This window comes from Psychrobacter sp. 1Y4, from assembly GCF_051847555.1.
The window spans coordinates 39270-52527 of the sequence record NZ_JBPYDE010000011.1 but is presented as its reverse complement, the minus strand read 5'-3'; the positions used below and the strand labels follow the sequence as shown (position 1 = coordinate 52527).

13 protein-coding genes and 1 pseudogene are annotated in these 13258 nt (G+C 44.2%); 8 read left to right on the top strand and 6 right to left on the bottom strand.

Features of this window, described 5'->3' with window-relative positions; all coding sequences use genetic code 11:
* The first annotated feature begins 60 nt into the window (after window positions 1-60).
* The 5 genes and pseudogenes from ACS8FC_RS10455 (at window position 61) to ACS8FC_RS10435 (ending at window position 4996) form a co-directional block, all read left to right on the top strand.
* Window positions 61-606 carry an LA2681 family HEPN domain-containing protein gene (locus tag ACS8FC_RS10455; RefSeq protein WP_439296753.1) on the top strand — a complete coding sequence of 182 codons (546 nt, stop codon included), beginning with the start codon at window positions 61-63 and terminating at the stop codon, window positions 604-606.
* Window positions 591-944, top strand: a pseudogene (locus ACS8FC_RS10450) (LA2681 family HEPN domain-containing protein); the annotation flags it as partial. The gene ACS8FC_RS10455 and the pseudogene ACS8FC_RS10450, both read left to right, overlap by 16 nt.
* A 77-nt stretch (window positions 945-1021) precedes the next feature.
* Entirely contained in the window at window positions 1022-2116 is a 1095-nt protein-coding gene (rtcA, locus tag ACS8FC_RS10445) for an RNA 3'-terminal phosphate cyclase (protein WP_439296700.1), read from the top strand.
* A gap of 211 nt (window positions 2117-2327) precedes the next feature.
* Window positions 2328-4133 (top strand): FMN-binding glutamate synthase family protein, encoded by a 1806-nt coding sequence (locus ACS8FC_RS10440; RefSeq protein ID WP_439261032.1) that lies wholly within the window; start codon window positions 2328-2330, stop codon window positions 4131-4133.
* Window positions 4134-4168: 35 nt separating this feature from the next.
* Complete coding sequence (locus ACS8FC_RS10435; RefSeq protein ID WP_439296699.1) at window positions 4169-4996, top strand: phosphodiester glycosidase family protein; 828 nt, start codon at window positions 4169-4171, stop codon at window positions 4994-4996.
* Between the two features lie 9 nt (window positions 4997-5005).
* Here ACS8FC_RS10435 and ACS8FC_RS10430 read toward each other — a convergent pair whose 3' ends face one another.
* Window positions 5006-5401 (bottom strand): DUF7079 family protein, encoded by a 396-nt coding sequence (locus ACS8FC_RS10430; RefSeq protein WP_439261034.1) that lies wholly within the window; start codon window positions 5399-5401, stop codon window positions 5006-5008.
* Window positions 5402-5538: 137 nt separating this feature from the next.
* Between ACS8FC_RS10430 and ychF the strand changes: the two genes are divergently transcribed.
* From ychF to ACS8FC_RS10415, 3 genes are all read left to right on the top strand, one after another.
* Window positions 5539-6630: a redox-regulated ATPase YchF gene (gene ychF / locus ACS8FC_RS10425; RefSeq protein WP_439261035.1), complete on the top strand. Its 1092-nt coding sequence runs from the start codon at window positions 5539-5541 to the stop codon at window positions 6628-6630.
* 193 nt (window positions 6631-6823) lie between these two features.
* Window positions 6824-8266 (top strand): deoxyguanosinetriphosphate triphosphohydrolase, encoded by a 1443-nt coding sequence (locus tag ACS8FC_RS10420; protein WP_439296698.1) that lies wholly within the window; start codon window positions 6824-6826, stop codon window positions 8264-8266.
* A gap of 98 nt (window positions 8267-8364) precedes the next feature.
* Window positions 8365-9045, top strand: coding sequence for a TetR family transcriptional regulator (locus tag ACS8FC_RS10415; RefSeq protein WP_439296697.1), 681 nt, complete (start codon window positions 8365-8367; stop codon window positions 9043-9045).
* A 30-nt stretch (window positions 9046-9075) separates the two neighbouring features.
* On the opposite strand, the gene gspK is transcribed toward ACS8FC_RS10415, so the two are convergent.
* Genes gspK through ACS8FC_RS10390 form a run of 5 tightly spaced genes read right to left on the bottom strand, consistent with a single transcriptional unit; the run spans window position 9076 to window position 13026 of the window.
* Window positions 9076-10125, bottom strand: a complete 1050-nt coding sequence (gspK, locus tag ACS8FC_RS10410; RefSeq protein ID WP_439296696.1) for a type II secretion system minor pseudopilin GspK — start codon at window positions 10123-10125, stop codon at window positions 9076-9078.
* A 12-nt stretch (window positions 10126-10137) separates the two neighbouring features.
* On the bottom strand, window positions 10138-10920 hold the full coding sequence (gene gspJ, locus ACS8FC_RS10405) for a type II secretion system minor pseudopilin GspJ (RefSeq protein WP_439296695.1): 783 nt from the start codon (window positions 10918-10920) through the stop codon (window positions 10138-10140).
* The gene (gene gspI, locus ACS8FC_RS10400; RefSeq protein WP_439296694.1) at window positions 10917-11405 is read right to left on the bottom strand and encodes a type II secretion system minor pseudopilin GspI; all 489 of its coding nucleotides are present in this window, start codon (window positions 11403-11405) and stop codon (window positions 10917-10919) included. Before gspI ends, gspJ begins: the two co-directional genes overlap by 4 nt.
* Window positions 11406-11408: 3 nt before the next feature.
* The gene (locus ACS8FC_RS10395; protein ID WP_439296693.1) at window positions 11409-12323 is read right to left on the bottom strand and encodes a pilus assembly FimT family protein; all 915 of its coding nucleotides are present in this window, start codon (window positions 12321-12323) and stop codon (window positions 11409-11411) included.
* A 13-nt stretch (window positions 12324-12336) separates the two neighbouring features.
* Window positions 12337-13026 (bottom strand): TetR/AcrR family transcriptional regulator, encoded by a 690-nt coding sequence (locus tag ACS8FC_RS10390; protein WP_299219409.1) that lies wholly within the window; start codon window positions 13024-13026, stop codon window positions 12337-12339.
* Window positions 13027-13258 lie beyond the last annotated feature (232 nt).

The following is a 13258-nucleotide window of genomic DNA, read 5'->3' as shown; positions in this document are numbered from 1 at the left end:
AAACACTATCTCCTAAGAGCTGAGAGAATAGATAGTGATATCGAAAAAAAATGCTTGGATATGGGAATAGCTATAGAAGATAACAGCCATTTAGATGAGCAGGAATATCAATCTTTTTCAGAGTATCGGAAGTGGTGCTTAGATAGCTTCTTAAGCCTTAGTGAACATGGCTTATATTGTAAATGCTATGGAAGTGCCCGTGATAATTTAACTATTCCTTTAACTACTAGAGCTATATCTGGGGATTTCATATTGCCAATGGAAAAGGTACTAAATAGGCTTAAATCGGAATTCGGACTTGCTAGATTGATGCTGTATGAATACAAAGTTGCTAAGAGCGATAACGATATCGACGACGATGCTTGCTATGCAGAGCTATATGACAACGAGTTGCTAGGAACAAATATCGAAAAGCTCCGTACTGCTTTTAGAATTTGCTTTGGTATATTAGATAAGATAGGTAATGCTGTAGCCTTGTTGTTTGATTTACAACTCAAAAACAGTAAAGGTAAGGTAAAGTCAGACCTTCATATTTTCATACTTTCTGGGAACTTGAAAATGAAGAAAGACTTCAAAAGTTCGAAGCTTATGATAATGAAGGTTTGATTGGTTTATATAGTATAGCTTGTGATTTAAACCATAAGTTAGAAGGCGAGCTTAGTTTTTACAAGCAGTGGCGAAACGCCTTGGAACATAGCTTCGTATTTGTTTACGAGAATGAAAAACCTGAAAGCATTGAAGCCTCGTTAACCTATTATGAAGAACCAGTTTTTATTTCTGAGTCCGAATTTGTTGAAAGCGCAGAGCATGTTTTGCAATTGACGCGTTCAGCTATTTTCTCTTTCGTCTTTGCAGCTAGGATCAAAGCTGAGAAAGAAGCTCTTGAAAATATTCCTAATATTTTAATTCAGGACAAGTTTATCGAGCGAAAGAAATATACTTAAAAAATAAAATTAGCAAATAAGAGAGAACCAAAATTAAACTTGCCGAAGCCCTACTCATCCGCTAAAAAGAAAACCCTATGCCAAAAACCAAACCCCTAAAAATCGACGGCAGCACCGGCGAAGGCGGCGGACAAATCATCCGTACCGCGCTCTCACTATCGATGCTAACGGGCACGCCGATTGAGATTAGCAATATCCGCGCAGGTCGTGCCAAACCCGGACTTATGCGCCAGCACTTGATGTGCGTAGAGGCATCGCAAGCAATCTCAAACGCCAGCGTATCAGGCGCGCATTTAGGTAGCACGGCTTTTAGTTTTACGCCAAATACTGTTAAGTTCGGTGACTACACCTTTGATATTGGCTCGGCAGGCAGTACCAGTCTGGTGCTACAAACCCTGCTCCCTGCTCTACTATTTGCCAATGCCGATCAACATTGCAAATCAACCGTGACCATTAAAGGCGGCACCCATAATCCGATGGCACCGACCAGCGACTTTTTACAGCAGGCCTTTATACCTGCACTAGCGAAGCTGGGCATGCAAGTCGAACTTGAATGCCAGCAAGCTGGCTTTGCACCTATTGGTGGCGGCGTGGTTCAAGCGACTATCACACCGTTTATGCGTCGTGCTGATTCAAAATCATTACAGCTAACCAAACGTGGAGAGCTTATCAGCATAGAGCTGATCGCTAGTGTGCTCAATCTAGACTATGATATTTGCAAACGCGAGCTTGCCAGCGCCAAAAGTGCGCTCATTGAGTCAGGTATCAACGAGACGCTTATTAGTACGCAAGGCAATAAACTACGCGGCATCGGTGAGGGAAATACTTGTTATGCCCTCGTCACTCATAGAGTAACCCACAAAACTGGAGAGCACACGCACCAAGAAGTTTTTACCTTGCTAGGAGAGAAACGCAGCTCAGCGGAAAATGTGGGTAGCCGCTTAGCAGGACTGGTGAAACGTTATCTATTTCAAACGGATGCGCTGGTCGATGAGTACTTAACCGATCAGCTACTATTACCTTTAGCCTTGTCAGGTGGCGGTGAATTTACAGCGCGTGTCGTCAGCGAGCATTCTAAAACCCAAGCGTGGTTGATTGAGCAGTTCTTGCCCGTTGAAATTAAGTTTAATGCTATTGATGACGATAAAACATTGGTGCAGGTCGTCGGTTAAGCCACCTATGAGTATGAACCTTATAATAACTACATTAGCACATTGTTACTCAAATACCGCTATGCAGTGATATCATATGTGTATGATATAGGCGATAAATTTGAGCGCGTTATTTGTGCTTAATAATGATAAAAGAGGGGTTTTTTGATCTACTTGCTCTTTCGATTATTATCGCCTTTTTAATCTTTACGTATTACTGCCGAGCCTTGCTATGCCCCAATCTCGTACCAATCTAAATCCTGAACCCAAACACAGTCGCCCTTACATCACAGGACTGCTACTACGCTATAGTACCTTTGGTGCCTCTATTTTAATTTTTTTGGCAGGGCTATTATTAATCAACTGGTGGTTGATTGTTATTGGTGGTTTGGCAGTAGGTTTAGGTATTTATGATCTAGTTCAATCCAAGCATTCCATCTTAAACAACTACCCTGTCGCAGGTCATATTCGTTACGTACTAGAGGATTTTCGCCCCGAGATTCGTCAGTATTTGCTTGAGGACGATAAAGAACAAGTACCGTTTTCACGTCAACAGCGGGCATTGGTCTATCAGCGGGCAAAAGGGGTCAGTGACACCAATGCTTTTGGAACGCTCGATGATTTATACGCGCATGGTAAAGAGTGGTTTTTGCAATCAGCGATTAGCGCACCTATAAAAAATAAAGACTTTCGTATCATCGTCGGTGGCAAGCATTGCACCCAGCCGCATGATATGTCCGTATTTAACATCTCAGCGATGAGCTTTGGAAGCTTGTCTGCCAATGCCATTATGGCGCTCAACCAAGGCGCGAAGATGGGCGGCTTTACCCACGATACGGGCGAGGGCGCAATCAGTCCTTATCACCGTAAATTCGGTGGGGACCTGATTTGGGAGATTGGTACGGGTTATTTTGGTTGCCGTGATGAAAATGGCGACTTCGACCCACAGTCCTTTGCCGAAAAAGCGGTTGACCCACAAGTAAAAATGATTGAAATCAAACTATCACAGGGCGCAAAACCAGGTAAAGGTGGCGTGCTACCAAGCGAAAAAATCACTCAAGAGATTGCAGATACGCGTCAAGTCTCTACTGGTCAAGACTGTGTGTCGCCCTCCTCGCATACTGCCTTTAGTACCCCGCGCGAGCTGGTGAATTTTTGGCAAGAGCTACGCGAGCTGTCCGGCGGTAAACCTGTGGGCTTTAAGCTGTGTATTGGTCAGCCGTGGCAGTTTATGGCGATTGTCAAAGCCATGATAGAGATGGACAATTACCCTGATTTTATCGTGATTGATGGTGCAGAAGGTGGTACGGGCGCAGCACCCGTTGAGTTTATGGACAATGTCGGCATGCCCATGGTTGAAGGGTTTTTGTTGGTACATAACACCTTAGTTGGGGCTGGCGTCCGTGACAAGGTTAAACTTGGCGTCAGTGGCAAGATTGTGACAGGTTTTGATATTGCTCGTCTAATCGCGCTAGGCGCCGATTGGTGTAACTCTGCGCGCGGCTTTATGTTTGCGGTTGGCTGTATTCAGTCGCGCTCTTGTCATACCAATACTTGTCCAACAGGGGTTGCAACCCAAGATCCGTATCGTCAAAAAGCGCTCGATGTGCCAAGCAAAGCTGAGCGCGTTGCAAGCTTTCATAAAAACACACTCAAATCGCTCGCCAGTATTGTCGGGGCAGTTGGTCTTGAGCACCCAAGCCAATTGCAACCTTATCATATTGCACGTCGCCTAGATGATGGTCAAATTAAGCTACTATCGAAGTACTTTTACTTTACAGATAAGGGGGCGCTACTTGATCAAAGCGCTCGTGCTGATGTCTTTAACCAGATGTGGGTCATGGCAAACCCTAATAGCTTTTTGGCAAACAACGATGCGCTGATTGCTTATAACAAAGACTCGCGTGATAAAGGTAAAGAGACCAGCGCCCCTACAGAAAAAACCGTTAATAGCCCAGAGTATGATGAAGTCGATGGCGGTCAACTGATTGGTAATGTAAACAATACCTTTCGCGACCTTCCATCCACTAATCATTAAAAATAGTTTATAGGGGCTGAGCTATTATTATTGATATGACAAAAGATAGCGGATTGATATCAAGCTTTGTGTTTGCCTTACTGTTGACCCTACTCACGTTAAGCCTTAGCGCCTGCCAGCCGATAGATGCTGACAAATCTAATACTGGTACGCAAAGCTGGTCATGCCAGTCGCAAGATTCACCCTTTACTTATAGTACCTGTCGTATCAATGCTGAGATACTAAATAGTGAACGCTACTCTCTACAGCTGTTTTGGCAACAACCTGATGGCTCAAAACCATTACTTACTTTTGCTAATTTATTGAATACGCTGCCAAAGAAACAGAACTTAGTTTTTGCCATGAATGCAGGCATGTACAATGAGCGTTACGCACCGATTGGTTATACAATCATTGAAGGTGACAAGATTCGCGCTTTAAATCTAAACGCAGGCGGTGGTAATTTTCATCTATTACCCAATGGAGTCATGTGGTGGGATAAATCTGGCAACGTGCAAATCACTGAAAGTCATGCTTTAGCTGAGCAGCTTAACAGTGGCGAAGTAGATCCTTGGTACGCCACCCAATCAGGGCCAATGCTGGTCATCAATGATGAGATACATCCAAAGTTTAACCCTGATAGTAGCTCACGTAAGTTTCGTAACGGTGCAGGCGTTTGTAAGGATGGCAGCATACAGCTCGTCAATAGCGATGAGCCTGTGACATTTTATCAGTTTGCATCCTTATTTAAGGATAACTTAAACTGTCCAGATGCGCTGTTTTTAGATGGCGGTGTTGCTTCAGCATTATATGCGCCCAGTATTGATAAGCACGATAAAAAAGAGATGGGTGTGATGATTGGAGTGGTTGAAACTAAAGAATAAGCCTTAACTTTAAAAGTCAAAATTTTGTAACTCGTTTGCTTGCTTTTTTTGTGCTCGGCGCATTCTGGCCATTAGCTTTAACCAATCTTGCTTCAAAAAAACCTTGTAAAACTTTGCCTTTAATAAGACCTTACGACGATAAAACCCATTGGACTGCATTTTAGCCAAATGCTGCTGCATGCTAGAGAGGACGTAATTCTCACTAAATTTCTCGCAGACAGTCGGTGTGGGCATCAGTAAATTGCTCATACAAACAGGGGCGACTTCATGAAATAAGATTTGTTCTACTTCGCTGATGGTCAAATGAGCCACTTGATTGGCTATGTGCTCATGATTGATACGATGGTCGACGAACAAGTCTGACAACGCCATCCATACCAGTTCTCTATCACTTAAGCTACTCATGTCTTTGCCTCAGTCCCGCACTATTTACTAATGCCTTACTATGAAATTAGCATATCTATACGCCCGCTAACAGCTAAACTTTGCTACAATAGCGCCAATTTTTATTCCACAATATATTAAATGATTGAGAGATTACTATGGGTTTTAACTGCGGCATCGTCGGCCTACCAAACGTAGGCAAGTCCACTTTATTTAATGCCTTAACCAAAGCGGGAATCGCCGCTGAAAACTTCCCGTTTTGTACCAAAGATCCTAATACTGGTATCGTACCAGTGCCAGATCCACGTTTAAAGAAGCTGGCGGACATCGTCAATCCTGAGCGCGTCTTGCCAACGACGATGGAATTCGTCGATATCGCAGGCTTGGTCGCTGGCGCCTCAAAAGGTGAAGGTATGGGCAACCAGTTTTTGGCCAATATCCGTGAAACCGATGCCATTGCCCATGTGGTACGCTGCTTTGATGATGATAATGTGGTGCATGTCGATGGACGCATCAGCCCAATTGATGATATCGAAACCATCAATACAGAGCTGGCACTTGCTGATTTGGACGCGGTTGAGCGCGCGATTTTCAACTTAACCAAAAAAGCCAAAGGCGGTGATAAAGATGCATCAGCTATGCTCGATGTGTTCAAAAAAATCGAGCCGCTCTTAGCTGAAGGTAAAGCGGCGCGCGCAGCAGGATTAGATAGCGATGAGAAAAAACTGATCAGAAGTTATGGTCTGATTACCTTAAAGCCTACCATGTATATTGCTAACGTGTCTGAGGATGGTTTTGAAAACAACCCTTATCTCGATGCTGTACGCGACTACGCCACGGGTGAAGACTCTATCGTAATCGCCTTATGCAACCAAATCGAATCTGAAATCGCGCAACTGGATGAAGATGACAAAAAAGACTTCTTAGAAGACATGGGTATGGAAGAGGCAGGTTTGGATCAAGTGATTCGCGGTGGTTATGACTTACTCGATATGCAGACTTACTTTACCGCTGGCGTTAAAGAGGTGCGTGCTTGGACTGTCGCTATTGGTGCAACAGCGCCGCAAGCGGCGGGCGTGATTCATACTGATTTTGAGCGTGGTTTTATCCGCGCTGAGGTCATCGCTTATGATGATTTTATCGAATATAACGGCGAAAAAGGGGCTGCTGCCGCTGGTAAATCACGCCTAGAAGGCAAAACCTATATTGTACAAGATGGCGATGTGATGCATTTCCGCTTTAACGTATAAGTGTCCCAACAGTATGAGCATTTTGCCTGCTTGCTGACTTACACAGTCTTAGCATAGTACAACTAAAAGTCAGCCTTCGCGCTGGCTTTTTTTATTATACTGATTTAACGGATGTCAAAATACATCGCATATTTTTATAAAGCGTATCTCAAAAGACGATAATGTTAATGACAATAATAATGGAATATAAACCATGCCTGCTCATTTTAATAAGCTTACTACCCCAGCCGATCATTGGGCACGATTATTCACCGCACAGCGTCTAGGTAGTGTAAAACCAGCCCCTATCCAAGACAGTGCTCGCTCCTCCTTTCATAAAGACTATGATCGTTTGGTGTTCTCGCACTCCTTTCGTCAGCTCAATCAAAAGACTCAAGTCCATCCATTAACCAATCAGCTAGGCATTCATACACGCCTAACTCACTCTTTAGAAGTGTCTTGTATTGGGCGCTCGCTAGGAATCATGGCAGCAGAAAAGCTTCATGATAAATTAGGCAATGGCCTACCTGCAGGTGTCACGCCAGCAGATGTAGGCGTCATCGTCCAAGCAGCCTGTCTTGCTCATGATATTGGTAATCCCCCTTTTGGTCACGCTGGTGAGTACGCCATTCGTGATTGGTTTATGCATTCTGATCGCCAATCAGTTTTACAGAATATCAGCGATAACGAGCGTCTTGATCTGTTTGCATATGAAGGCAATGCGCAAGGGTTTCGCCTACTGGTCCGTAATGAGCATCATCCTGACTTGGGCGGCATGCGCCTAACCTGTGCGACATTAGGCGCCTTTATGAAATACCCATGGCTAGCGGCGCACAGCAATCCGATAAATAGCACTCTAATAAACAGCAACCAACATCAGAGTGCTTATCAAAACGCCCCTAAAATACAAAAATTTGGCTGCTTTTATAGTGAAGCTGCACAGTTAGAGCAATTGGCGGACTGTTTGCAATTGCCACGCTCAGAGCAACACGATGGCTTTGTTCGTCATCCACTGGCTTATCTACTGGAAGCGGCAGACGATATCTGCTATGCGCTTATAGATCTAGAGGATGGAATCAATTTAAATATGCTCACTTATCATGAGGTGGCGACGATATTTTATGAGTTGATTGGCGAGCGTCCTAGTAGTATTGACTTACCTGCACATCTCTCTGTGCGGCAGAGCCTAGCTTCACTGCGAGCACGCGCAATGATGCGCTTGGTCAATACCGTGACCGATGCTTTTGTGGTAAATAGCGATAAGTTGCTAGCTGGAACCCTCAATGGCAGTCTATTTGCACATTGTGATGCAAGTGTGCAAAATGGTATCAATCAAGCCAAGCAGTTAGCGCGCGAACAGATATTTAATCATCCAAGTAAAGTGCGCATGGAGCTTATGGCAAATCAATGCTTACATCGTCTACTTGATTCATTTATGCCATTGGCATGGATGGCACACACAAGCGCATCAAAACCTTTTGAGCAGCAACGCCTATTGAGCTTGTTACAGCCCCATCTTGATGAAAACAGGCGCCTACTGACAGAGGATATTTATCATAATATTCTAAATATTTTAGACTTTATTACTGGTATGAATGATCATGAAGCTTATAGGTTGGCGCAAGAGTTGCAGGGTCATTGGGGTACAATGGTTTGATAATCTCGCTGTTAGTATCGACGCTAACCACGTATTTCATTCGTATTTTTGCGTTGAAATGAGTATGATAAACATCTATTAGGTAATTTTGAAATATTATGAGCAGTCGCGAACAAAAAAAGCTTCAAACTCGGCGAGCATTTTTTAATGCAGTGCTAGACTTATGCATCACCGGGCAATCATTTAGCTCCATCAGTCTTAGACAAGTAACTCGTGAAGTTGGTGTGGTGCCGACTGCCTTTTATCGTCACTTTGATGACATGGAATCATTGGGTGAAGCATTAGTCGTCGAAGAGCTAGGCGGTACCCTTGCTATCTTACGTGATGGTCTACAGATCGGTCGCAAACGCAGTTTTGATCGTCAAATTGCAAAAAGCATTCAATTATTTTTACAAACCGTCAATGCACAGCCTCGTTATTGGCAGTTTTTGGTCAGTGAGCGCTTTGGTGGCTCAGAAGCTGTCCGTAAAGCCATCAGCAATCTGATAAAGATGCATGGAAAAATCTTGGGAGAGGATTTAGCACTGCAGCCTGCCTTTACACATATCAACGATTATGACCGGCGTTTATTGGCCGAAGCTGGGGTCAATATGTTTTTTTCTTGGATTATTGATTGGTTAGAGCTCACATATTCTGAGGAGCATGACGATGAGATGAATCCAGCAGAAATCAAAGAGAAAAAACAATTAATGCTACATAACTGTACGCGCCAAGCGCAAATGTTGTTTTATGGTGCTTATAATTGGAAGTCAAGCGAAAAGACGCAGCTTAATGATTAACAATGCATTCTTGAATAATGTTACTGGTTGTTAAAAACTAGGACGAAATGCCCATAAGCGCTGTGCTACGACTGTTACGGTCTTAGCTTTGCTATTATTGTTACCGCTGTTGTTAACATCATTATTATTTATATCGTCGTCGTCATTTTCAGAGTTCGTCTTACTGATTAATACTGTGGCATACCGCTGTGGCGCGATGCCTACATCGCTATTGCCAGTTGCGGTAATGAGCGCTCTGAATGCTTGACTATCCACCGCTAATAACGACTCAAACCCTTGACGCGCCTCAGCACTCATACTGATGAATGGCGGTAACTGCCATAAATCATCAACAGAGGCCAACACTTGCTGCGTGCGCAAGTCTGTAAACGCTTGCATCTGCTGTGGGGTCGCCTCATCCATCAATGCAGCTAACAGTATGGGGCTTGCTGTATTAATATTGATTGGTACAAAATAAGGGACCGCGGTAATATACGGGCGCAAAATTGCCAATGTATCAGCGTTTATCCCGCGTACCTCTTGGAGTTGGTCGATACTGACCAATGATTGATTGGGCAATGCTTTATTTGCGCGAATATTTGTTTGCTCACCATATAAGACACTCTCATCACCGCCATCGTTATAGATTTCATTGTCTGGGTCTTGCCAATCAAGTACCGCGATCGCGATTTCAGGCTCTAGGTTTAACTGGGTTAACAAACGCTGAAACACTTCCAATGCATCGCTATCGACTGCGTCATCATGATAAAGATTATTGATATTAAAACGGCTGGCCTCATCGCGCAACGCAATAGTGATGCTGTGCGACCCTAAAGTATAGGGCGGCAACGGCTGCGCCCAAATATCTTGCATGCTATCGTTATCATTTAGCTTATCATCAGCGCGAATAATGGTGATCGCCAACTGCTTTCCTGCCTCAAGGTCTTGTAGCAACTGATCTTGATTAAATAGTAGCCCACTGCGGCGAATAACGATTTTTTGGCTTGCAAGCATTGCCCCTGCTACCACTGTAATACTGACAACCAAAAGCAAAATGGTCAATAAGGCCACGCCGCGCTGGGAGTCTGCTGTCATTGTCATAAGCGCCTCCTATTATTGGCCGTTTGTCGTGTTATCAAGATCATTTTCGTTATCGCTATTACCGCCTATATTGGTATTAAGTCCACTACTATTATTTGGTAGAGGTTGCGGGGCAAGTGCCCATTGCCAGGTAATCGGCATATCTTGATAAGTAAAGCTCATCCCTATTCCTTTAGGAAGTAAGACAGTCTCCGCTTCATCATTATTTGGATTATCGCTATTATTGTTATTAATCTGTTGCTTACTTGCGCTAGGGAAGTCGTTACTTACCTCAGGTAAATGGGCCTGCCAGCGCCCTGCTGTGATACCGTTAAGCAGCACCGTATCCAAGCTGACGCTATCAGTCCCACCTTGGATACTATTGTATTGTCGCCGGATAAGACGCTCATTTGTAAAGACATACTCAACACGCTGCAAGCTTGGACTGGTTTGGTAGCGCGGATCGGGATCAGCATAACGCACAAAACTAAGCTGCTCACCCTCTAAATTCATAAAAGGTTTAGCAGCTATAGAGTCGTGCTCACTATTAGTATCATTAGCGCTGTCGTTCAGACTGGAGCCGTTCGCGCTACTATTTTGCGTAGAGGGTTCTTGATATGCAATGATTTGACCCATGTCTTGTTGCAACTGCAAATACGCATATTGTAAGACCGCCAGCTGATCGGCATGGAACTGTGCCCGCTCGCGAGCACGGTTAACCCCATCAAACACCTGCCACCCTGCGACGGCAAGCATCGCAAATATCGCCATCGCGACCATCAGCTCAAGTAAGGTAAAGCCGTGCTGCTGCCTCACAAGTTGCCTCCACTTGGATTTAAACTACTTAAATCTAAGCTGCCGACATCTTGTTCTGCATTGCCTAAGATCACATCGATATCTGTTACCGCTGAGCGCACTTGTCCATCAATAATAGGGGCAACACTGATATTTACTTCCTTGAGCGCTGGCGACAACGTATTATTAACGGTCATGGCTACTTGCCACGTACGGCCTTGGGCATCCATCGTTTGAGTGCTATTGGCCGTCAACCACGACTCTTGAATCCGCAAATCAGCCGCGGCGTTTTGTGCTACAAAGTGTGCAAGCGTGCGCGTACGTAGTACCTCAACCGAGCTTAGATATGCACTACTGGCACGGCTAGCGGCAACAGCGACCACCGCCAGTATTGCAAGCGCCACCATCACTTCAATCAGCGTAAATCCACCTTCATGCTTGGCAAGCGAGGTTTGGCTTGTGCTATGTGTTGTCATGTGCGTTGTTGGTTTATTTCTCTTTGCCATCTGCTACAGTCCCTGCCCTATCGTCATACTACCGTCCGGCATAATAGTAATGACCTCTCCGACTAATCGCGATTGATGACGTACCTCAATCGTGACAGGAGTTGCTTGCCCAGTACCAAACCACAATACCTGCGGCACTGCTTGCCCATTAAACCAAGGCTGTAAAATCTGGGTGGACTCAAGCCCTGATGCATTATTTGCCTGTAAACTTTGAATACTTAAGCTGACCCCAGCTGGCATTTGTGGCAACGTAACTGCCGTCTCCAGCTCCCAGCTGGGCGTTGGTGGATTGTCGTCATCATCGCCTGACATACCGGACAAATCTGCAGATAACTCCATTGCGTTTTTGAGCGTGCTATCACCGTTTGGCGTTACTGATTGAGTCTGATAGCCGATATAGGGGTTTGATAAACTCATGATAACGGGCGTTACTTGACCTTGCTTATCTGCTTGCATGCTCAAACCCATCGGCTGCATACGCTCAGCTGCCAGCAGTCTGACATAGCTTAATGAATCAATAAGATGCTCATAAAAGGCGCGGTTTTTTCGGGATTCGCTACTACCGACTGATACAGCAATCATGCCAGCAAATATAGACAAAATAACCATGACCACCATGATCTCGACTAGGGTAAAACCAGTCTGCGAACGCGGTAAGTTTGGCAATACGAACTTTGCAGGAAGTATGCGACTAGGATGTGATTGATTAGGAAGTGCTTGATGATGGTTTTCTTGAAGCTGTTTTTTTTGCGAACAGCTTTCTTGAAAATGCTTGGGGAAATTGAAATGACAATGATAATGACTGAGTTTTATAGCCATATCATTGTTTAGAATACTTAGATTAGTTAGCTGGCTTTTTGTGGGGCAAAAAGAGTGCGCGACCACTGAGCTGGACTGAGTCTTGGCAGTGACCGGCATGTTGCACCTACTATCAATAAGTCGTATTACGATGTTCTTCTGATTCTGTATCAATTTGCTCAACCAATTCTTGCATGTCCTCATCCAATACATCTTGGTCCGTCTCATCGGCTGGGTAATGACTGGGCAACTCAAGCATTTGCTGCACAAAAACATAACGTAGCGTATCGCGGCGACCTAAATAACGCTGATAGAAACTGGAGTTTAATAGCCCCGCTCCGCCTTGACCCATCGCCCAAATAGAGGACAAATAATCACGAGTACTCAAACTGCTACGCTTGTCTTTTAGATAAATACTAATAATATCGAGCAAGCGTTTCATACGCTGACGGCGAATATCGTATAACTCACCGAATAAGCGATTAAGACCAGTCACTGACGCTGCCAGACGTTCTTCTATTTGATTAAGGAGCATGGCTTTTTGCGGATTAAGCAGCTGCTGAAATATCATCCGCGCAATCCCTGCTGAAGGACAATCATCGATACGGTTTATCTCAAACAGTTGCTCTTCATAACGAATAATAATACGCAGATACAGCTCATCTTTACTCGAAAAATGCTTATATAACGTCCCTTTTGCCAAATCCAGTTGTTCGGCCAAACTGTCTAAAGTGATGTCACCGTCGCCTGACTCAAGTAATAACTGCTCAGCCATCGCTAAGATATTCTCTTCGCGCGCTTTAAACTGATGTTGACGACTCATAATCTCTCCTAAAACCTGGTCAGAACAAACATCTGACCATATTGCGATAAACAGTACAATAGAAAGTAAAACGGTAGTGTCAGCATCACAACTGTATGAAAACTATCGTGGACTATAAATGGTTATGGCACTTATATTTGCTTAATATAGTCGGATACGTTGTAACACAATGCACAACTGGTATAAGTTTTTCTTGCTTGCTGTGTCAACGCTTTTATACTTAATAACTGAG

Coding starts and splice junctions, on each gene's coding strand:
- ACS8FC_RS10455 (WP_439296753.1), top strand. CDS start 61: ATGGGAATAGCTATAGAAGATAACAGCCATTTAGATGAGCAGGAATAT.
- rtcA (WP_439296700.1), top strand. CDS start 1,022: ATGCCAAAAACCAAACCCCTAAAAATCGACGGCAGCACCGGCGAAGGC.
- ACS8FC_RS10440 (WP_439261032.1), top strand. CDS start 2,328: ATGCCCCAATCTCGTACCAATCTAAATCCTGAACCCAAACACAGTCGC.
- ACS8FC_RS10435 (WP_439296699.1), top strand. CDS start 4,169: ATGACAAAAGATAGCGGATTGATATCAAGCTTTGTGTTTGCCTTACTG.
- ACS8FC_RS10430 (WP_439261034.1), bottom strand. CDS start 5,401: ATGAGTAGCTTAAGTGATAGAGAACTGGTATGGATGGCGTTGTCAGAC.
- ychF (WP_439261035.1), top strand. CDS start 5,539: ATGGGTTTTAACTGCGGCATCGTCGGCCTACCAAACGTAGGCAAGTCC.
- ACS8FC_RS10420 (WP_439296698.1), top strand. CDS start 6,824: ATGCCTGCTCATTTTAATAAGCTTACTACCCCAGCCGATCATTGGGCA.
- ACS8FC_RS10415 (WP_439296697.1), top strand. CDS start 8,365: ATGAGCAGTCGCGAACAAAAAAAGCTTCAAACTCGGCGAGCATTTTTT.
- gspK (WP_439296696.1), bottom strand. CDS start 10,125: ATGACAATGACAGCAGACTCCCAGCGCGGCGTGGCCTTATTGACCATT.
- gspI (WP_439296694.1), bottom strand. CDS start 11,405: ATGGCAAAGAGAAATAAACCAACAACGCACATGACAACACATAGCACA.
- ACS8FC_RS10395 (WP_439296693.1), bottom strand. CDS start 12,323: ATGCCGGTCACTGCCAAGACTCAGTCCAGCTCAGTGGTCGCGCACTCT.
- ACS8FC_RS10390 (WP_299219409.1), bottom strand. CDS start 13,026: ATGAGTCGTCAACATCAGTTTAAAGCGCGCGAAGAGAATATCTTAGCG.